Here is a 19,391-nt window from a genome sequence, read left to right as displayed (position 1 = left end):
GGGTGGGGGTGGGGTCCCCGACTACCTGCAGTTGTTCGGGTCGAGCCGGCGGGCGGCTTCGACCTCGACCGCCGCTCGTGCGTCCGGTCCGAGGAAGCCATTCGGTTTGTGTTGAATCAACCCGACCAGCCACACCACCACCGCGCGGCGCCCAAACTGGTCCACGCCCGGTCCGGTTGCCGGGCTGTTCTGACGGTTCGAGCGGTTTCGAAACGCTGTCCTGCCGGGTCTTGCGCGGATAGCTTGCGGAGCGTCCTTTCCGCTATCTAGGAGGCGTTCCGCAGATGCGTTTTCGCTTGGCGCTTGCCGCCGCTGCATCCCTCGCTCTGACCGCCCCCGCTGCCCCGGCACTCGCTGCCCCGGCGCTCGCTGCCCCGGCAGCCGCGACTTCCGCCTCCACCGCTTCGCTGGTGTTCGGAGCCTGCCCGACCGATATCGCGCAGTCCTTTCCCGCACTGACCTGCGCGACCCTGCCGGTGCCGGTGGACTACAGCCGGCCGTTCGGCGCCCATCTCTCGCTGCTGGTGACCAAGCACGCGGCCAAGGACCCGGCCAAACGTCTCGGGTCCCTGGTGCTCAACCCTGGCGGCCCCGGCGGTGGCGGTGCCAGCTATGCCGGCACTCTGACCAAAACGGACGCCACAGGTTTCACGAGGCTGGCGCCCGCAGTACTGGACGCGTACGACGTGATCGGCTTCGACCCGCGCGGCGTGGCGCACAGCAACGCCATCAGCTGCACGGAGCCGACGTACTTCGGCCCGCCGCAGCCCGATCCCGACCTCCGGGCCAACCGCGACGAGCTCTGGAAGACCTGGGCCGGGTACGCCGACGGTTGCGCGGCGAAGGCCGGGGCGTTGCTGCCGCACCTCGGGACGGGGAATGTCGCCCGCGACTTGGACGGACTCCGCGCCGCGCTGGGCGACGCGAAGCTCAACTACCTGGGCTTCTCGTATGGGACCTACCTCGGCGCCGTGTACGGGAAGCTGTACCCGCAGAACGTCGGCCGGATGATCATCGACGGCAATATCGATCCGACCCCGGAAGACGTTTGGTACAAGGCTTCTCTGAACCAGGCAACCGCGATGCAGAAGCGTTTCGACAGCTACCTCGGCTGGATCGCGCAGTACGACAACGTCTTTCATCTGGGGAAGTCGGTCGCCGAGGTCCGGGCCGGTTGGACGAAGGCGCTGACCGACTTCCGCACCAACCCGCGCGATCAGGTCGGTGGCAGCGAACTGCTCAGCACCGCCTTGGGCATGATGTACACCGAGTCCAACTGGACCCCGTTCGCCCAGGCGATCAGCGCGTACGTCGTGAACGGTGACGACGCACCGCTCGCCGAGTTCGCGGCGCCGTACCTGGGCGCTGATGCCGAAGAGGGCTTGGCCGCCTTCAACGCGGTGGTCTGCTCCGACTCGGTCTGGCCGCGGGATCGGGCCACCTGGGAACGAGACACCAGTGAAGTCGCCAAGACGTCGCAGTTCGCCTGGTACAACGTCTTCACCAGCCCGTGCCACAGCTGGTCGGTCCAGAGCAAGGGCCGTCCTGAGATCACCGGCAAGGACCTGCCGGGCATCCTGATGTTCAACACGGTCGGCGATCCTGCGACGCCGTACGAGGGCGCGCTGAGGCTGCATGCTGCGCTGCCGACCTCGGTCCTGGTGACCGAGCGGGACTCGGGCAAGCACTGCGTCTTCGGCAACTCGCGAGCGTCCGTCAACCCGGCGGCGAACGCGATCGGCACGAAGTACCTGCTGACCGGTGAACTGCCCAGCGCGGACACGTCGGTCGCCGGTCATCCGCTCCCGGTGCCGACGCCCGCGGCACCGAAGGTGTTCAAGGCCACTAGGGCCACACCAGTGGAGTGATCAGAGCAGCTTGTTGCGAAGGACCTTGCCCGTGGCGTTGCGGGGGAGCTCATCGATGATGATGATCTCCCGCGGCGTCTTGTAGCGAGCAAGGTTCTCGCGCACGTGCTCAATCAGCTCGTCCGGCGTCGCCGTACCACGCAGCACGACGTACCCGACCAGCCGCTGCCCGAAGTCATCGTCCGGTACGCCGACCACCGCGGCCTCGGCAACAGCGGGATGGCGCGCGAGGCAATCCTCGACCTCGACGGGATGCACGTTCTCCCCGCCGGACACGATCATGTCGTCCTCGCGCCCGTCGATGAACAACCGCCCGGCGCCATCCAGATGACCCATGTCCCCGGTGCTCATCCGCCGCCCGATCACGGTCTTGCTCGACCCGTCGGTGTAGCCGCCGAACACCAGCCCGCTGCTCACAAAGATCCGCCCGGTCTCGCCGACTGGCAGCGACCGACCGTCGGCATCCAGAATCCGCACCGAACTCCCCAGGCACGGACGCCCGACGGTCCCCGGCGCCGCGATCAGATCCGCGGAGTTCGCGATCGTCGCAATCCCAACCTCACTCGACCCGTACGCATCACACAACACCGGCCCGAACTGCCCAATGAACTCCGAGGCCAGCGGCGCCCCCAGCGTCGACGCCCCCGACAACACCACCCGCAACGACCCCAGCTCATGCGCGCCGGATCCGACATCAAGCAGCCGCCGCAACATCACCGGTACGGCGACAATCACGCCGACCCGATGTGCCTCGACCTGCCGCAACACCTCCGCCGCGTCGAACTTCCGCGCCAGCACGAGCGGTGACCCCAGGAACAAGGCCATCATCGACGTCAGCAACCCGAGCCCGTGAAACAGCGGCGGCCCGATCACCACTGGTTCGCCCGACCGCAGCCCACACCGCCCGAGCGCGCTCACCATCAACCCGGCCAGCCCCATCGCGGTCGGCATCCGCGGCGCACCCTTCGGCGTACCGGTGGTGCCCGACGTCAGGATCGTGATGTGCCCAGGGTTCTCCGGCTGCGGAGCCGCATCCGCTTCCGACGCAACCAGCGCCGACAAATCAGACAGTACGACGGGAATTCCGGCCGGCGCCGCAAATTCGGCATCATGCACGAGCAGATCCGGCGCATGCCGTTCCAGCACCGCCGCCATCTGCGGGGGAGCGAACTCCGTGTTCACGAACAACACATCAGCGCCCAGCCGAGAAGCCGCGAGCGTCGCCTCGAGGAACCCCCGATGATTCCGGCACAACACCGCAACCTTGCTCCCGGCAACGATCTTGTGGTCGGCGTGCAGCCCGGCCGCGATCCGCTCAACCCGTCGATCAAGCTCGCCGTACGTCGTCGTCCCGTTCTCGTCGATCACTGCGGCCCGCTCGGGATACCGAACCGCCGCCACCGCCCCGAGCGCAGCCATCGACTGCCCCCAGTGCCGCAGCGCCCGCTCGATCCCAAGCACATGCGCCGGATGCGCCGGCCGCCAGATCCCCGACTTCGCCACCGCGATCGGCACCCGGCCGAGCTCCAGCAGCGAAGACGCGCCGATCACTCCGCGCTCCGCGGTTTCCGCGACCGATCGCCTCGCCGGAAGTACACCTCGAACAATCGATCCGTCGGCACCCGGAACAGATTCCCCAGTACGTCGGCCGGTCGAACCATCGGCGGAGTGATGTTGTTCGGTCGCTGAGCGATCGCCGTACAGACCTGATCGGCCGCCTGCTCCGGACTCAGCCCAGGCATCTTGTTCAGCATCGGAGTCGGCTCACTCATCCGCGTGTGCACCAACCCCATATAGACGGTCGACGTAGTCACCCCGTCGCCGCGAATCTCCTGCGCCACACACCGCAACCACACATCGAAGGCCGACTTGGAAGCCAGGTACGCCGACCAGCGCGCCATCGGGGGAGTCCGCACCCCGGCGGTCGACACGTTCACGATATGGCCAGAGCGTTGCGCACGCATCGACGGCAGCAACTCAAGGACCAGCTTGGCCGGCCCGAGGTAGTTGACCGCATTCGTCCGCTCGATGTCGTGGAACCGCTGATAAGAGTCAGCCACCGACCGCCGGATCGACTTCCCGGCGTTGTTCACGAGCACGTCGACCCGCCCGTGCTCGTCAAGGATCGTCCGCACCAGCGCCTCAATGGCAGCCGGATCCGCGAGATTGGTGGGATAGGCGAAGGCCTTCCCACCCGCAGCGTTGATGTCATCGGCAACTGCCGAGAGTTGGTCAGCCGTGCGAGCGACCAGCAGGACCGTGGCTCCGGCCCGCGCCAAGCGGCGGGCGGTCGCTTCACCAATCCCGTACGACGAGCCAGTCACCAGTACGACGCGATTCCGCACCGCGGTCGCCAGTCGGTCGTCGGGGATCCGGGACCGGCCGTTCGTCAGAGCGACGAGCAACGGCCATCCGGGCGGGCGCTTCGCGGTCACCATGTGACCGACATTACCCGCAAGTAGTCGCCAGCGACAGGGGAAAGGTTAAACCGGGTTTACAGCGGAGCTGCCGGGGTCATCGGCCACTAGACCCCGGCCTCCGCACGAGCTACTGCAGACTTCAGACAGTGCCGCCGGCGGCGGTCGGCGCCGTCGGGTCGCTGCCACCGTCGCCGACAACCTCGCGGGCGAGGAAGTCCTCGAGGTGGAACAGGTTGTCGCCGGCCCGCTTGGCGACGTTCACCAGCGTGTTCATCGCGGAGACCTCCTCGACCTGCTCCTTGAGGAACCACTGCATGAACTGCTCGCCGACGTAGTCGCTCTCGTCGCGCGCCGTCCGGGCCAGCGTCTCGATCTGCTTGGTGACGGTGATCTCCTGCTGCAGCGCGAGCTCCAGCGGCTCGAGGGCCGTCTTGAAGTCCGAGGCCACCTCGCCGACGCCGGGGATGTGCGGCCGGACGTCCTTGTCGAGCAGGTACTGGACCATCATCATCGCGTGGTTGCGCTCTTCCAGGGCCTGCTTGTAGAAGTGCCCAGCCAGCTGGGGAAGGTCCTGGTCGTCATACCAGACGGCGACCGCGACGTACTGCTGGGAGGCCGTGAACTCATTGCGGATCTGCTCTTGCAGAAGTTTCTCGTACGTGCTCATGCAGCCAATGTAGCCATCCCGAGCAGATTTATCATCGTTGGTTTGGCTGGCCTAACCACCCAGGGTGACGACCTCGGAACCCCCGCCAGGCAGCGTGATCCGCACGGTCTTGCCGTCCACCGCGACATCGATGCCTTCGGCAAGTGCTTCCGGCCGCAAGGCATCGCGCGTCAGGACGACGGCGCTGACCAGCACCAACGGCTCACCGCGATGGGCAGCCGTCAGGTACGGCGTCGCCGAGTGCGGCCCGAAGGCGTTCGCTCCGAGACCGCGGTGGAGGCCGGCTTCGTCGTACCCGTACAGGCCGACGATCGCGGAGAGTAGTCCGTCATCGTTGCGCGCCGAGGCCGCCGTCGCCGATGTGGTTGCCGCAGGCAAGGAGTCTCCCGCGACCGCAAAGCCGCCGCTGCGGACGAGCGCGCCGGCCGGTCCCTCGACGAGCGCGCAGCGGATCTCCCAACCGCCGTGCACCACCGACGTGGTCTCGATCCGCCACGGCCCCTCGGATCCGAGCCAGGCGTTGTGCCACGAGGACGCCGTACGGGTGGTGATTCCCAGCCGGCGGATGCGCCCGCGGGCACTCGACTTACCGTCGGCGACCAGGGTGATCAGGTTGTCGATCCGCGGCGCTTCATCGCTCAACTCCGGCCCGGCGTGGTTCGCGTAGGCCAGCCGGTTGTAGTGCGGGTCGCCCTCCCGCTCAACACCGGAAGGCTCGGCCAGCGGCTGCTTGTCCGCGCCATGGTTGATCAGCTGCACGACCTGGCTGTTTCGACTCCCATGCACGAGCCAACCCGGCGCCGGCATCGCGCGCACCTGGTCGGCGTCGTCCAGCGGAATCGTCTCTTCAGAATCCGACCAGACCGGGTGCTCCGGCGGCAGGATCAACCCGACGAAACCCTTCGAAGCCCAGTACGGCGAGCCTGGCCCGGAGTACGACTGGGTCGTCGGCAAGAACGTGTCGTACCACCCAAGAGTCAGCAGCCCACGCTCATCTGGCACACCGTGCTGCACGAAATGCCGCGCGATCCCGGAGCACAGCCGCCGCGTCTGACCGGGCGACAGGGGAGTGGCGTCGAGCAGCGCACCCATCCAGTACGGCGCGGCCGCAGCCATCCGATAAGTCAGCGAACGCCCCTGATAAAGCGGTGCCCCATCGCTTCCGACGAGGTGAACCGCATCCTCGAGGAACAGACTCAGCCGCTCGCGGTAAACCGTCAGCCGATCCTCGTACGCCGCTCCCGGCGTGGCCGCCGCCATCCGCGCCCACAAGCCCGGATAGAGGTGCATCGCCCAACCGATGTAATTGTCGAACGCCTGCCCGTCGCCATCGGAGTACCAGCCGTCGCCGACGTACCAGTCCTCGATCCGGTCGAGCCCGCCGTCGATGTCCTCCTGCGAGTACGGCGCACCGACCGACGCGAGGAACTGCTCGCTCACAACCTGGAACAGCCGCCAGTTGTTGTCATGCGTGGTCGACCCGATGAACCCACCGAGCCACTCGGCCACGTGCTGCTGCGCGCGGTCATCGAGCCGCTCCCAGATCCACTCACGCGTCTCGTGCAGCGCGACCGCGATCGCCGCGGCCTCGACCATCTGCTGCGACCGCGGTGTCAGCCGCAGCCACGACTCCGGGTGCTCCGGGTTGGCGCCGTTCGCGACACCCCGCGCGTACCGCTCGATCAGCGCCTCGCACCCCTTGCCGCGCACGCCCGCGATCCGGAACGCGGCCAGCATGAACGACCGCGCAAAACCCTCCAGCTGATCGGACGCCGTACCGGATCGACTTGGCCGCCCCGGCAACTCAATCAGCGCGGAGCCGGGGGAGAAGTACGGCACCAGCGAGTCGAGCAGGTGATCCGCCAATCCCTCCCAGTGCGCGCGGGTCCACCCGGTCTGGCGGGAGAGGACGCGATCGGTGTCGGGCAGGATCAATCGGGTCATGCGAGCCTTCCGAGTTCGGTCGGGCTGATGGCATGTTGCAGCGGCCGGCCGGCCGTCAGGTGCTCGAGCTCGCTGACGGCGAGTTCGCCGAGGCGGGCGATCTCGTTACCGACGGCACCGGCGACATGCGGGGTGATGAAGACGTTCGGCAGGTCGAGCAGCGGCGAGTCCTCCGGCAGCGGCTCGGGATCGGTCACATCCAGTACGGCGTCGATGCGCCCGGACACGCACTCGGCCTCGAGCGCGGCGGCGTCGATGATCTTGCCGCGGGCGGTGTTGATCAGGACTGCCCCGTCCTTGAGCAGACCGAGCAGATGCGAGTCGACCAGCCCGGTGGTCTCGGGCAGGAGCGGGGCGTGCACGCTCAGGATGTCGCTGCGCTGGAACAGTTCGTCGTTCGAAACCAGCTCGGCGCCGAGCCCGGCGGCCTCATCCGCATTCAGGTACGGGTCGCTGATCAGCACCTCGAGGTCGTACGTCTTCAGCCGCTCCGCGACCAGGCGCGCGATCCGCGACGCTCCGAGCAGGCCGACCGTCGTACCGTAACTGCCCGGCATCCCGTGCGGGTCCGCCTTGCGGCGCTCGGTCCGGTACTGCGCTGCCAGGCGGAAGGCTCGTTTGCCGGAGAGCACGATCGCGGCGACCGTGAACTCGGCCACCGGGAGCGCGTTCGCGAACGCGGCCGAGGAGACCTGGATCCCGCGGTCGAACGCGAGTGGATCGACGATGTGCTTCACCGAACCGGCCGCGTGCAGGATCGCCTGCAGCTTCGGCGCCGCGTCCAGGACCTCGGGAGTGATCTTCGGGCAGCCCCAGCCGGTCAGCAGGACGTCGACCTCCGGCAGCGCGGCCATGATCGCCGGGTCGTCGAGGAACGACGTACCGGGGCCGACGGGCAGCACGGTGGCGACCGCGTCGAGCCGGGCCCGGACACGGGGGACCAGGACGCGATTGCGGCTGGCCTCGTTCATGGCCAGCATCACGGTCAGGGTGGGAGCGGAATCGGTGCGCACAAGAGCAACTTAGCAAGCGCTTTCCCAAGCTGTCGCCTGGTGGACCGCATCCCGGGCGCGGCGGGCCGGAAATTGGTGAAGTTTTTTCCCTGAAGCGGAATGCCTGGGCCGACTGCGGACGTTGTCACTTCACAGGGCAGGATGGAGATTCGCTGATCCCGCCCGGATGGCGACGATGAAGGAGACGACCATGCTGCGACCGGACGACCTCTACGAGATCGTCGACGAGTCGGTGGCGACCGGCCCGGCGGCTACCCCCAAGGTGCTGGTGCACTCCCTGGACGGGTTCATGGACGCCGGCCAGGCCGGCCGAGTGACCGCGGACCACCTGCTGGAGACGCTGGAGAGCCGCCTGCTGGCGCGCTTCGACGTCGACCTTCTGCACGACTACCGGGCGCGCCGGCCCGAGGTGACCTTCTCGGAGGACCACTTCACCGAATACACGCCGCCGCAGCTCAACCTCTGGCTGCTGACCGACGACGCGGGGGTCGACTTCCTCCTCCTCGAGGGTCCGGAGCCGGACAATCACTGGAACCGGTTCGCAGGTGCGGTCCGCCAGTTGATCGAGCTCTTCAATGTGACGCTCACGATCGGCGTCCACGGCATCCCGATGGGTGTGCCGCACACGCGGCCGCTCGGCCTGACGGCTCACGCGACCCGCTCTGAGCTGGTCACCCGCTCGAACATCTGGGACGGCGAGATGCGCCTCCCGGCGAGCGCGGGGACGATGCTCGAGGTGCGCCTCGGCGAGGCGGGCAAGGACGCGATGGGCTTTGCGGTCCACGTCCCGCATTACCTCGCGGAGAACCGCTTCCCGGGTGCCGCGCTGGCTCTGGTCCACGCCATCTCGGCCGCGACCGGCCTGCTGCTCCCTAGCAAGGCTCTGCTCGACGAGGCTGCAGTCACGGGCCGGATGGTCGACGAGCAGGTCGAGTCTTCGGACGACGCTTCCGCAGTCGTGAACGCACTGGAAACCCAGTACGACGCTGCTGCCGGATCGGTCAGCCGGAAGAGTCTGCTGGCCGACTCAACGCCTTCCGCGGAGGAGCTGGGCGCCGAGGTCGAGCAGTTCCTCGCCGAGCTGAACCGCGAGGGCGACAAGTAGGTCCCACAGAGCGGCGTCGGCCCACCCCGGGGCGGGGGTGGGCCGACGCTTTTATTTGCTCAGTTCCTGGGTGATTCGGCCGAACAGGTCTTCCAGTGGCTCGCTCAGCCGGACGCCGAACTCCGTCAGCCCGTAGGTCACCTGAGGCGGCGTCGTCGGCTCGACCTTGCGCCACACCAGCCCGTCCTGGACAAGGGCCCGCAGACTCTGGGACAGCATCTTCTCGCTGATCCCTTGAATGCTTTCGCGCAGCTCGAAGAACCTAAGATCGTTGCTCCGCAACGAGATGAGCACCCAGATGCCCCATCGGCTGGTCACATGATCGACCATGTCGCGAGCCGGACAGTCAGTGTGAAACACGTCATACCGGGGTTCTGTGACCTGCGAGCCTTCACTCATGCCATGAGCTTACCTAGAGGTACGTCCTTACGAAAAGTAAGTCCCTGCTCCTAGCGTCGTTCCCATGATCGTCATCACCGGAGCAACCGGAAACATTGGCCGCCCCCTCACCCAAACCCTGGCCGCCGCAGGCCACCAGGTCACCGCCGTCTCCCGGCGCCCCGCAGAGGCGCCGTACGGCGGTCGTCATGTCGTCGCGGACCTGTCGGATGCGTCGAGTCTCAAGCCCGTTTTCGCCGGTGCGAAGGCGCTGTTCCTGCTGCTCTCGGGCGACCTCCACGGCCCGGACGCTAACCCGGCGGACGTGGTCGAGCTGGCTGCGTCGAACGGTCTCCGCCGAATCGTCCTGCTCTCCTCGCAGGGCGTCTCGACCAGGCCGAACGACCCGACCCGGCTCACGATGCGCGCCCTGGAGGATGTCGTACGGGGGTCTGGTCTCGACTGGACCATCCTCCGCCCGGGCGGCTTCGCCTCGAACGCCCTCTGGTGGGCCGGGTCCGTCCGCACGCAACGAGTGGTCGCAGCCCCCTTCGGCGACACCGGTACGCCGATCATCGACCCGGCCGACATTGCCGCGGTAGCCGCCGCCTCGCTCGTCGACGACCAGCACGCCGGCGCCACCTACGACCTGACCGGCCCCGAAATCATCACCCCACGCCAACAAGCCGCAGCCCTGGCCACCGCCTTGGGAACAGAGGTTCGCTTCCACGAACTCACCCGCGCCGAAGCCAAAGCCGGAATGAGCCAAGCCATGCCGCCCGAACTAGCCGACGACACCCTGGACATCCTCGGCGCCCCAACCCCCGCCGAGCTCCGCGTAAGCCCCGACGTACAGCGCGTCCTCGGCCGAACCCCCAACACCTTCGCCACCTGGGCCACCCACAACCTCCCCGCCTTCCGCTGACGCCGCCGCCTTTGTGCGCTCAGTTCATCTTTGTGCACGCCCCAACCACGCAGCGGGCCTGGCAATGGTTGGTGGCCCCCCAAAGTCGCTGTTCGCGCCCAAAGCCGGCCCTCGCGCCCAAAGAGCAGCCGACCCACCTTCGGGCACGCACCGCGTCTTTGGGCGCGCCGCGGATCTTTGGGCAGGCAGCGCGTCTTTGGGTAGCCATCAACCACGCAGTACGCCCGGAAGTGGTTGATGGGTACTCAAGGTCGGCCTTCGTACCCAAAGAGCAGCCGACCCACCTTTGGGCACGCCGTGCGTCTTTGGGTAGCCACCAACCATGCAAGGCGCTTGGAAATGGTTGGTGGGCCCACAAAGTGCGTCCTCGTACCCAAAGTGCGGCGGCTCAGTTCGCCGAGAGGGCCGGCCGCGGGGATGCGGCGGCGGGGCGGGCGGCTAGGCGGCGCAGCTAGGCGGCGACTGTTTCGCGCGCTGGCGCGCGGATGATGAGGCGGTCGAGGCTGAAGCGGCCGGGGCCGACGACCGCGACGACCAGTGCGAACAGGCCGAGCGCGCCGACGAGTTCCCAGCCGCCGTCACTGGCGAAGATGCCGTTCGGGGCGTGCACGAACAGGAAGGCGCCGAACATGTCGAGTGCGAGCAGTACGCCGGCGATCGGGGTGAGGACTCCGAGAATCAGCGCCGTACCGGCAATGAGCTCGGCTCCGGCGGCGTAGTACGCCGAGATGGTCGGCGACGGGACGCCCATTCCCTGGAAGGCCTGCGCGGTGGCGTCGAGGCCGTTGGTCTGGAACTTCTGCCAGCCGTGCGCGACGAACACGATGCCGACGCCAATGCGGGCGATCAGCAGGACGACGTCCTGAGCAATGGGGGGCAGCTTCACAGCGAATCTCCTCAATCAAATGCTTGGTGGTTGAACTCTCAATCATAAGTCTACCGATCGGAGCCGAAAGCTCACCGAAAGCGTCCGCGTGACGGGACGCACAGCCGACGAACGCCAACTAGCGCCAGCGAGGGGGAGCGACCTGTCAGGATGAGACATGCCTGAGTCGCTGGAGGACCTGGTCGAGCTGCTCGACCTGGAGATGATCGACGTCGACCTGTATCGCGGCCGGCAGCCGCAGACCGCTCTGCAGCGGGTGTTCGGCGGGCAGGTGTTGGGCCAAGCACTGGCCGCGGCCGGGCAAACCGTCGACGACGGGCGGATCGTGCACTCGCTGCACGCGTACTTCCTGCGCGGCGGCGATACGACGGTGCCGATCATTTACCGGGTCGAAGGCACCCGCGACGGCGGCAGTTTCTCGAGCCGCCGAGTCGTCGCGTCGCAGCACGGCAAGCCGATCTTCTACATGTCCACGTCATTCCAGAAGCCCGAGCCCGGTCTCGATCACCAGGAGCCGATCCCGGCTGACGTCGTACCGCCGGAAGAAGCGCCGACCCTGTCCAGCGTGCTCGAGGCGCAGTCAGGCCGCGCCGCCGCGGACTGGGATCGCGAATGGTCAGCGCTGGACGTCAGGCTGGCAGGAGTCACCGGTCGCCAGTTCTGGATCCGTGCCGCAGGCAAGCTTCCCGACGAGCCGGCGCTGCACGCCTGCGTGCTCGCCTACGCCAGCGATCTGACACTGCTCGGCGCGAGCCTGCTTCCGCACGGCATCGTGCTCGGCGACCGCCGCATCCAGCCGGCGTCGCTGGATCACGCGCTCTGGTTCCACCGCGAGTTCCGCGCCGACGAATGGTTGCTCTACGACCAGACGTCACCGTCGGCCTCGGGCGCCCGCGGCTTCGCGACCGGCCGCCTTTTCACCGAAGACGGCCGCCTGGTCGCATCGGTTGCGCAGGAAGGTCTCATCCGCCCGATCGGATTGGACTTGAGCAAGTGAGGGTCTTGTGGCTAACGTAGGGGACATGTTGCAGCGCGCAGTAGAGACGACGACGCCGGAGAATGTCTCGGCGCGCTGACACCTGACTGTCAAACCCCGGGGCGATTGCCCCGGGGTTTTTTCATGCCTGCCTGGGGGATCGCCTCATCTCAACGAGGAGATCCCACCATGTACGACCACCGCAAACTCGGCCGCGAGCTCGGCCTGTTCGACTCTGACCCGCTGATCGGTGCGGGTCTGCCGTACTGGCTTCCGGCGGGCGCCGCCGTACGGCATGCCTTGGAGAGCTACATCGGCGAAGTCGAACGACGCGCCGGGTACCAGCAGGTCTATTCGCCCGTTCTCGCGAAGCGAGCGCTCTATGAGATTTCGGGGCACTGGGAGAAGTACAGCGACGACATGTACCCGCCGATGGACATGGGCAGCGAGGAGTTGGTCCTGCGGCCGAGCATCTGCCCACATCACGCGCTGATCTACCGTTCTCGCGCCCACAGCTACCGCGAACTTCCACTGCGGTTGTCCGAGCTCGGCGGCCAGTATCGCTCCGAGCTGTCTGGAGTGATCGGCGGGCTCAGCCGAGTCCGAGCGATGCAACTGAACGACGCCCACATCTTCTGCCGCCTCGACCAGGTCGCGTCGGAAGCCGCCGCGGCGCTTGCTCTAATCAACCAGGCGTACGCCGACCTCGGAATCAGTGCAGCGCGCTATGTTCTCGCGTTACCAGCGGAGGACGCGGTCATCGGCAGCCCGGACAGCAAGTACGTCGGCGATGCCGAGAGCTGGGCACACGCCGCCAGCCTCCTGCGCGAGGTCCTCGACAACGCCAACATCCCGTACGTCGAATCGCCGGGTGACGCGGCGTTCTACGGTCCGAAGATCGACATCCAGGTGATCGATTCGGCTGACCGCGAGTACAGCCTGTCCACCATCCAGCTGGACTTCAACCAGCCGGAGCGGTTCGGCCTCGAATATATCGGTGCTGATGGCAACAAGCACCGGCCGGTGATGGTGCATCGGGCGATCGTCGGGAGCATCGAGAGAGCGGTCGCTCAGGTCATCGAGGTGCACGGCGGCGCGTTCCCGGCCTGGCTCGCACCGGTCCAGCTCGTCGTTCTCCCGATCTCCGACGACGAGGAGAAGCTCGCCGTCGAGGTGGCTCGCCGGGCGTCATCGCGAGGTCTCCGGGTCGAGGTCGCTCATGCCGATGAGGGCAACCTGGGCGCGCGAATCCGTGAGAACCGGTTGGCGCCGTACCAGGCGATCCTTGGCGCCCGCGAGGCCGCCGCCGGCCTGCTCGCCATCCGCGAACGCGACGGCAGCCGCCGTGAGGCGGCACCGATCGGCGAGGTGCTCGACCAGATCGCGCGAGAGGTGGTTCCCGGCGCGCTTCAGTCCTCCTGCAACTGACCGATCAGGTGGGTCACTTCGTGCGCCTCGTCGTACAGGACGAAGTCGGTGGTCTTGCCGACAGCGTTGAAGCCGAACTGGACGCGGGAGGGGAGGAGCAGCGGCTTGCGGAAGTCGACCCGGACGGTGAATGCGTCCGGGAGCTTCCCGGCGCGCTCCAGTGAAGCGAGCGCGGCAGCCTTGGCCCACATGCCGTGCGCGATCTGGCGCGGGAATCCGAACGCCTGCGCAGTCAGCTTGAACAGGTGGATCGGATTCCGGTCGCCGGACGCAGCGGCGTACCGGCGGCCGAGGTTCCCGCGCAGATCCCACCAGGCGGCAGGCGGCAGCTCAGGGTCAGGCAGCAGATCGACGTACCCTTCCGAACCCTTCGATCGGCTCAGCAGCGTGGTCAGATCCGACCAGACCACATCACCGTCGACGAGCACCTCGCTGACGACGTCGAAGACGATCCCCTTCGGGTGCGGGCGTTCCGGCGTACTGTGCACGCGGATCGCGGGCTCCGCGTGGATCGGCAACGGCCGCTTCTGCGTGATCGTGTTGGACAGGTGCACGATCCCCATCGGCTTGTAGGGGAACGACGGATCCGACATGAGATCGAGGTGCAGCGGGAACGCCAGGACATGCGGGTACGTCGCCGGGAGCGCCGGCCCGGCGGGGAACCCGGTGACATCCCGGTACGCCGCCAGGTGGTCCTGGTCGATCGCCGAATGTGGAAGCTCCAGCGTCAAACCGTCCGCGTCCGGCTCGTAGTCGGCACGCCGCAGTGTCGCCTTCACCGTCTTCGCGTAGAGACCGCTCAGGCTGGGGGAGTCGTCGTACCGACGTGTTGGCATGTCAGGCGCCCAGCAGGCTCTGGCCGCAGACGCGAATCACGTTGCCGGTGACGCCGGCCGAGGCCGGGTCGGCGAACCACGCGATCGTCTCGGCCACGTCGACCGGCAACCCGCCCTGCTGCAGCGAGTTGATCCGCCGGCCGACCTCACGAATCGTGAACGGCACCTTCGCGGTCATCTCGGTCTCGATGAACCCGGGCGCGACCGCGTTGATCCGGATCTGCTTCTCGGCCAGCTTCGGCGCGAGCGCCTGCACCAGACCGATCACTCCGGCCTTGGAGGTCGCGTAGTTCGTCTGACCGTTGTTGCCCGCGATCCCGGCGATGCTCGCGACGCCGATGATCGAGCCGCCGGCGCGGATCGTGCCCGCCTCGACCAGGTGCTCGGTGATCCGCTCGGGAGCGCGCAGATTCACATCCAGTACGGCGTCCCACGTGTCGGTGCGCATGTTCGCCAGCCGCTTGTCCCGCGTGATGCCCGCGTTGTGCACGACGATGTCGAGACCGGCGTACTGCTCGTGAGCATGCGCGGCGATCCGCTGCGCGGCGTCGACCGAGGTCACATCCAGAATCAGCTCGGAACCACCCAGCCGGGTGATCACCTTGCGCAGGGCGTCGGCGTTCTGCGCGACGTCGACACCGAGGATGGTCGCGCCATCACGTGCGAGCGTGTCGGCGATGGCTGCCCCGATACCGCGAGCAGCGCCGGTCACGAGCGCGACCTTGCCGGCCAGCGGGCGCTCCGGGTCGTTGCCGACCAGGGGACCGGTGCCGACTCGCGCCACCTGACCGTCGACGTACGCGGACTTGGGAGAGAGGAAGAAGCGCAGGGTCGAATCGAGCTGCTCGTGTGCGTCAGGAGCGACGTACACGAGGTTGACCGTCGCTCCTCGCTTGACCTCTTTGCCGAGCGAACGCGTGAAGCCCTCGAGCGCTCGCTGCGCGATGTGCTGCTCGGTCGAGGTCGCGAGCTCCGGCGTCCGCCCGACGACGATCACGCGACCCGCGGGTGCGAGCTGGCGGATGACGGGGGAGAAGAAGCGCTGGAGGCTCGTCAGGTCGGCTGTCGATGTCGCGCCGGTCGCGTCGAAGACGAGCGCCTTCGGGCGGATCTGGCTCGACGCCACGCCTTCGGTCGCCGTACTGAAGGTGGCACCGATGTCGCGCAGCAGGGCCTGGATCGCCTTGCCTGCTTCGGTCTCACCGATCCCGCCGAAGACGACCGAGCCGTCGATGACGCGCGAACCCTCGGTCCAGCGCTGCAGCGGCACCGGGTCGGGGAGCCCGAGGTTCTTCACCAGGGTCTGGCCGAGCGGCGTCCGGGTGAAGGTCTGGTAGCGGTCCGTCATGGGTCTGCTCCTACTTCTCGAGGATGGCGACGACACCCTGGCCGCCCGCGGCGCAGATCGAGATCAGGCCGCGGCCACCGCCGTTCTCGTCGAGTTGCTTGGCCAGCGCGGCGACGATCCGCCCGCCGGTTGCCGCGAACGGATGGCCCGCGGCGAGTGAGCTGCCGTTCACGTTCAGCTTGGCGCGGTCGATCTCGCCCAGCGGGGCGTCGAGGCCGAGCCGCTCCTTGCAGAAGATCGGATCCTCCCACGCCTTCAGCGTCGAGAGCACCTGGGAGGCGAACGCCTCGTGGATCTCGTAGTAGTCGAAGTCCTGCAGCGTCAGCCCGGCGCGTGCCAGCATCCGCGGCACCGCGTAGGCGGGAGCCATCAGCAGCCCTTCGGCGCCCTTCACATAGTCGACCGCTGCGGTCTGCGAGTGCGTCAGGTAAGCGAGCGGCCGCAGCCCGTGCTCTTCGGCCCACTCATCCGTAGCCAGCAGTACGGCGGATGCCCCGTCGGTCAGCGGGGTCGAGTTGCCGGCCGTCATGGTGGCCGTCTCGCCCTTGCCGAATGCCGGCTTGAGCTTGGCGAGCTTCTCGATCGTGGTGTCCGGGCGCAGGTTCTGGTCCTTCTCGAGGCCGAGGTACGGCGTGATGAGGTCCTGCTGGAAGCCGCGGTCATACGCCGCAGCCAGGTTCACATGTGAGCGGTACGCAAGCTCGTCCTGCGCCTCCCGCGTGATGCCCCACTCAAGCGCGGTCAGCGCAGCGTGGTCACCCATCGACTTCCGCGTCCGCGGCTCGGCGTTGCGCGGGATCTCCGGTACGACGTCCTTCGGCCGCACGCGGGCGAGCACCTTGAGCCGGTCCTGGAACGTCTTGGCCCGGTTCAGATCGAGCAGGATGTTCCGCAGCTTGTCGTTGACCGCGATCGGCGCGTCCGACGCAGTGTCGACGCCGCCCGCGATCCCGGAGTCGATCTGGCCGAGCGCGATCTTGTTGCCGACCAGGATCGCGGCCTCAAGACCGGTCCCGCAGGCCTGCTGGATGTCGAACGCCGGAGTCGTGGCAGCGAGCTTCGACCCGAGCACCACCTCGCGCACCATGTTCCAGTCGCGGGCGTGCTTCAGCACAGCACCGGCCACGACCTCGCCGACCTCCTGCCCACCGAGCCCGGCCCGGTCGACCAGCCCGTTGATGGCGGCGGTCAGCATGTCGGAGTTCGACGAGTGCCGGTACGTCTTGTCCTGGCGCGCGAACGGAATCCGGTTGCCGGCGACAACGGCCACTCTGCGGGGCTCGGTCATGATTGGTCTCCTGCTCGTCGTGCTCTCTGTGCCTTCTTGGGAACCTCATAGGCGAAGCGCCCCACTGCCGTCGCCAACGTGGCGGTGATCGCGGTCGCCCGCACCGTCGCCACCTCGGCATGATGCACCACCGGATGCCCCGGTTTCCCGCTCGACACGATCAGCCCGACCCTTGCCATGTGCAACGATCCGAGCGTCTGCGTGTACAGGTGATTGGCCAGGTAAGCGGTATCCGCCTTCGCGAACGCGCCCGTGCGCTGACCCGCTTCCAGTACGACGGCAATCCGGCCCAGGGCCGCAGCCATCGCCGTACCGAGGGTGATCATGACCGGCTCCGTGATCTCGCCGAACAGCTCCTCACCGGACCTGCGGAGCAGACTCATCGCGCAGTCGGTGAAGGCGGGGAACTCCAGGCAGAAGTCGACGAACACTTCAGCGAGAGCCTTGAGCCGGTTGAGCGGCGCGCGGCGAGGGTTGTCGACTGCTTGCAGCCGGGTGTCCAGCTCGCCCAGGTAGTCGACCAGGGTGAGCGCGAACAGCTCCTCCTTACCGGCGAAGTGCCGGTAGATCAGCGCCTTGTTGATCCCGACCCGCTTGGCGATATCGTCGATCTGAGCGTCGATCGTGCCCCGCTCGTCGAACAACTCCCGGGTGGCCCGGATGATGTCCCGCTCCCGGTCGCGCCGACGCTCCGCCGTGGTCCGGCGGCGTCCGATCGCGAGCAACGCGGAGCTCATGTACCGATCTTAGCCATACAGGTACCCCTAGGTGCAAACGGTAGTTACACTCGTGGGTAACATCACTCCTGTACGACCACCCTGCAGTCAGCTCCGGAGGAATCGATGACCACTTCTGCACCCACCGAGCCGGCACTCTCGGCCGACGTAATGGCCCTGGCCGGCGAGCTGGCGGCCGAGCGCTCGAAGCCGGAGTGGCAGACCTTCAACCTCAACCTCAACGACGAGCAGATCGAGATCCGTGACTGGGCCCACACCTTCGCCGCCGACGTGATGCGCCCGGCCGCCTCGGAGTGGGACGAGCGCGAGACGACGCCGTGGCCCGTGATCCAGGAGGCCGCGAAGATCGGCCTGTACGGCATGGACGCCAGCATCAACCTGTTCATCGACCCGTCCGGCCTGCTGATGCCGCTGGTGCAGGAGGAGCTCTTCTGGGGTGACGCCGGAATCGGTATGTCGCTCGTCGGAACTGGACTGGCCAGCTCCGCGGTGTTCTCCAACGGCACCCCCGAGCAGTGGAGCCAGTGGCTGCCCCGCTGCTACGGCACCGCCGACGACGTCCGCGTCGCCGCCTTCTGCTCCTCCGAGCCAGGCGCCGGCTCCGACGTCTCCGCGATCCGCACCAAGGCGACGTACGACGAGAAGACCGACGAATGGGTCATCAACGGCCAGAAGGCCTGGGCCACGAACGGCGGCATCGCCGACATCCACGTGGTCGTCGCCACCGTCGACCCGTCGCTGGGCAGCAAGGGCCAGGCCGCATTCGTCGTACCGAAGTCCGAGGTCAAGGGTCTCGAGCAGGGCACCAAACTGAAGAAGCACGGCCTGCGCGCCTCGCACACCGCCGACGTCTTCTTCGACCAGGTTCGCATCCCGGCCGCCAACGTCCTCGGCGGCAAGGAGAAGCTCGACGAGCGACTGGCCCGCGCCCGCGAGAAGAACGGCACCGCCTCCCGCGGCAACGCCTCCATGGCAACCTTCGAGATCACCCGCCACATCGTCGGCTCACAAGCGATCGGCATCGCGCGGGCGGCGTACGAGTTCGCCCTCGAGTACGCCAAGGGCCGCGAGCAGTTCGGCCGGCCGATCATCGACAACCAGGGCATCGCCTTCAAACTCGCCGACATGGCCACCGAGATCGACGCCGCCCGCCTCCTCGTCTGGCGCGCCGGATTCATGTCCGCGGCGTTGATGCGCGGCCAGCAGATCGACTACCGCCACGGCGAAGGCTCAATGGCCAAACTGAAGGCCAGCGAAGTAGCCGTCAAGGTCACCGAAGAAGCCATCCAGATCCTGGGTGGCAACGGCTACACCCGCGAGTACCCGGTAGAGCGCATGCACCGCGACTCCAAGATCTACACGATTTTTGAGGGTACGTCGGAGATCCAGCGCCTCGTCATCTCCCGAGCCATCTCCGGCATGCGGATCAGGTAGGAACTTTCATCCCCCGCCGGTGCTACGCGAGCTCCTACGTCGCCCGCTACGCACCGGCGGGGGATGAAAGTTCCTCCCTGATCCGCATGCCGGAGATGGCTCGGGAGATGACGAGGCGCTGGATCTCCGACGTACCCT

General features: G+C 67.4%; 17 protein-coding genes. 6 read left to right on the top strand and 11 right to left on the bottom strand.

The genetic code is table 11. The features are described from left to right. Positions 1–284 precede the first annotated feature (284 nt). Complete coding sequence (locus E1263_RS35305; protein ID WP_132175483.1) at positions 285–1,868, top strand: alpha/beta hydrolase; 1,584 nt, start codon at positions 285–287, stop codon at positions 1,866–1,868. Here E1263_RS35305 and E1263_RS35300 read toward each other — a convergent pair whose 3' ends face one another. From E1263_RS35300 to E1263_RS35280, 5 genes are all read right to left on the bottom strand, one after another. Continuing rightward, the gene (locus E1263_RS35300; RefSeq protein ID WP_132175482.1) at positions 1,869–3,419 is read right to left on the bottom strand and encodes an AMP-binding protein; all 1,551 of its coding nucleotides are present in this window, start codon (positions 3,417–3,419) and stop codon (positions 1,869–1,871) included. After that, positions 3,416–4,306, bottom strand: a complete 891-nt coding sequence (locus tag E1263_RS35295) for an SDR family NAD(P)-dependent oxidoreductase (RefSeq protein ID WP_132175481.1) — start codon at positions 4,304–4,306, stop codon at positions 3,416–3,418. Before E1263_RS35295 ends, E1263_RS35300 begins: the two co-directional genes overlap by 4 nt. Before the next feature lie 121 nt (positions 4,307–4,427). Continuing rightward, positions 4,428–4,955: a ferritin gene (locus tag E1263_RS35290; RefSeq protein WP_132175480.1), complete on the bottom strand. Its 528-nt coding sequence runs from the start codon at positions 4,953–4,955 to the stop codon at positions 4,428–4,430. 51 nt (positions 4,956–5,006) lie between these two features. After that, positions 5,007–6,899: a DUF2264 domain-containing protein gene (locus E1263_RS35285; protein WP_132175479.1), complete on the bottom strand. Its 1,893-nt coding sequence runs from the start codon at positions 6,897–6,899 to the stop codon at positions 5,007–5,009. Then, entirely contained in the window at positions 6,896–7,912 is a 1,017-nt protein-coding gene (locus tag E1263_RS35280; RefSeq protein ID WP_238161846.1) for a hydroxyacid dehydrogenase, read from the bottom strand. The genes E1263_RS35285 and E1263_RS35280 overlap by 4 nt, the downstream gene beginning before the upstream one ends. Positions 7,913–8,087: 175 nt before the next feature. Between E1263_RS35280 and E1263_RS35275 the strand changes: the two genes are divergently transcribed. Continuing rightward, complete coding sequence (locus tag E1263_RS35275; protein WP_238161845.1) at positions 8,088–9,017, top strand: proteasome assembly chaperone family protein; 930 nt, start codon at positions 8,088–8,090, stop codon at positions 9,015–9,017. Positions 9,018–9,068: 51 nt separating this feature from the next. Here E1263_RS35275 and E1263_RS35270 read toward each other — a convergent pair whose 3' ends face one another. Continuing rightward, entirely contained in the window at positions 9,069–9,416 is a 348-nt protein-coding gene (locus tag E1263_RS35270) for a winged helix-turn-helix transcriptional regulator (protein WP_132175478.1), read from the bottom strand. A 64-nt stretch (positions 9,417–9,480) separates the two neighbouring features. Here E1263_RS35270 and E1263_RS35265 point away from each other — a divergent pair, with 64 nt between their 5' ends. Continuing rightward, on the top strand, positions 9,481–10,320 hold the full coding sequence (locus E1263_RS35265) for an SDR family oxidoreductase (protein WP_132175476.1): 840 nt from the start codon (positions 9,481–9,483) through the stop codon (positions 10,318–10,320). 451 nt (positions 10,321–10,771) lie between these two features. On the opposite strand, the gene E1263_RS35260 is transcribed toward E1263_RS35265, so the two are convergent. Continuing rightward, positions 10,772–11,206, bottom strand: coding sequence for a DoxX family protein (locus E1263_RS35260; RefSeq protein WP_238161844.1), 435 nt, complete (start codon positions 11,204–11,206; stop codon positions 10,772–10,774). A 157-nt stretch (positions 11,207–11,363) separates the two neighbouring features. Here E1263_RS35260 and E1263_RS35255 point away from each other — a divergent pair, with 157 nt between their 5' ends. Both E1263_RS35255 and thrS read left to right on the top strand, forming a co-directional pair. After that, entirely contained in the window at positions 11,364–12,203 is an 840-nt protein-coding gene (locus E1263_RS35255) for an acyl-CoA thioesterase (RefSeq protein WP_132175472.1), read from the top strand. Positions 12,204–12,371: 168 nt separating this feature from the next. Beyond that, positions 12,372–13,610 (top strand): threonine--tRNA ligase, encoded by a 1,239-nt coding sequence (gene thrS, locus E1263_RS35250; RefSeq protein ID WP_132175470.1) that lies wholly within the window; start codon positions 12,372–12,374, stop codon positions 13,608–13,610. Here thrS and E1263_RS35245 read toward each other — a convergent pair. The 4 genes from E1263_RS35245 to E1263_RS35230 are packed head-to-tail and all read right to left on the bottom strand — an operon-like array spanning position 13,592 to position 17,819. Then, entirely contained in the window at positions 13,592–14,446 is an 855-nt protein-coding gene (locus E1263_RS35245; protein WP_132175468.1) for a MaoC/PaaZ C-terminal domain-containing protein, read from the bottom strand. The two genes, thrS and E1263_RS35245, sit on opposite strands and share 19 nt — an antisense overlap. A gap of 1 nt (position 14,447) precedes the next feature. Further along, complete coding sequence (locus tag E1263_RS35240; protein ID WP_132175466.1) at positions 14,448–15,794, bottom strand: 3-oxoacyl-ACP reductase; 1,347 nt, start codon at positions 15,792–15,794, stop codon at positions 14,448–14,450. 10 nt (positions 15,795–15,804) lie between these two features. After that, positions 15,805–17,082, bottom strand: coding sequence for an acetyl-CoA C-acetyltransferase (locus E1263_RS35235; RefSeq protein WP_132175464.1), 1,278 nt, complete (start codon positions 17,080–17,082; stop codon positions 15,805–15,807). After that, complete coding sequence (locus E1263_RS35230) at positions 17,079–17,819, bottom strand: TetR/AcrR family transcriptional regulator (RefSeq protein WP_132175462.1); 741 nt, start codon at positions 17,817–17,819, stop codon at positions 17,079–17,081. The genes E1263_RS35235 and E1263_RS35230 overlap by 4 nt, the downstream gene beginning before the upstream one ends. A gap of 105 nt (positions 17,820–17,924) precedes the next feature. On the opposite strand from E1263_RS35230, the gene E1263_RS35225 reads away from it, so the two are divergent. Further along, positions 17,925–19,253, top strand: coding sequence for an acyl-CoA dehydrogenase family protein (locus E1263_RS35225; RefSeq protein ID WP_132175460.1), 1,329 nt, complete (start codon positions 17,925–17,927; stop codon positions 19,251–19,253). Positions 19,254–19,391 lie beyond the last annotated feature (138 nt).

The sequence above is a fragment of the Kribbella antibiotica genome (assembly GCF_004349055.1).
Taxonomy (GTDB): domain Bacteria; phylum Actinomycetota; class Actinomycetes; order Propionibacteriales; family Kribbellaceae; genus Kribbella; species Kribbella antibiotica.
The sequence above is the reverse complement of the archived record's forward strand: the minus strand, read 5'-3'. Positions and strand labels throughout refer to the sequence as shown.

What these genes read in the sequence shown, in the direction of transcription:
- E1263_RS35305 (WP_132175483.1), top strand. Translation starts at nt 285, where the DNA reads ATGCGTTTTCGCTTGGCGCTTGCCGCCGCTGCATCCCTCGCTCTGACC.
- E1263_RS35295 (WP_132175481.1), bottom strand. Translation starts at nt 4,306, where the DNA reads ATGGTGACCGCGAAGCGCCCGCCCGGATGGCCGTTGCTCGTCGCTCTG.
- E1263_RS35290 (WP_132175480.1), bottom strand. Translation starts at nt 4,955, where the DNA reads ATGAGCACGTACGAGAAACTTCTGCAAGAGCAGATCCGCAATGAGTTC.
- E1263_RS35285 (WP_132175479.1), bottom strand. Translation starts at nt 6,899, where the DNA reads ATGACCCGATTGATCCTGCCCGACACCGATCGCGTCCTCTCCCGCCAG.
- E1263_RS35275 (WP_238161845.1), top strand. Translation starts at nt 8,088, where the DNA reads ATGAAGGAGACGACCATGCTGCGACCGGACGACCTCTACGAGATCGTC.
- E1263_RS35270 (WP_132175478.1), bottom strand. Translation starts at nt 9,416, where the DNA reads ATGAGTGAAGGCTCGCAGGTCACAGAACCCCGGTATGACGTGTTTCAC.
- E1263_RS35265 (WP_132175476.1), top strand. Translation starts at nt 9,481, where the DNA reads ATGATCGTCATCACCGGAGCAACCGGAAACATTGGCCGCCCCCTCACC.
- E1263_RS35255 (WP_132175472.1), top strand. Translation starts at nt 11,364, where the DNA reads ATGCCTGAGTCGCTGGAGGACCTGGTCGAGCTGCTCGACCTGGAGATG.
- thrS (WP_132175470.1), top strand. Translation starts at nt 12,372, where the DNA reads ATGTACGACCACCGCAAACTCGGCCGCGAGCTCGGCCTGTTCGACTCT.
- E1263_RS35245 (WP_132175468.1), bottom strand. Translation starts at nt 14,446, where the DNA reads ATGCCAACACGTCGGTACGACGACTCCCCCAGCCTGAGCGGTCTCTAC.
- E1263_RS35240 (WP_132175466.1), bottom strand. Translation starts at nt 15,794, where the DNA reads ATGACGGACCGCTACCAGACCTTCACCCGGACGCCGCTCGGCCAGACC.
- E1263_RS35235 (WP_132175464.1), bottom strand. Translation starts at nt 17,082, where the DNA reads ATGACCGAGCCCCGCAGAGTGGCCGTTGTCGCCGGCAACCGGATTCCG.
- E1263_RS35230 (WP_132175462.1), bottom strand. Translation starts at nt 17,819, where the DNA reads ATGAGCTCCGCGTTGCTCGCGATCGGACGCCGCCGGACCACGGCGGAG.
- E1263_RS35225 (WP_132175460.1), top strand. Translation starts at nt 17,925, where the DNA reads ATGACCACTTCTGCACCCACCGAGCCGGCACTCTCGGCCGACGTAATG.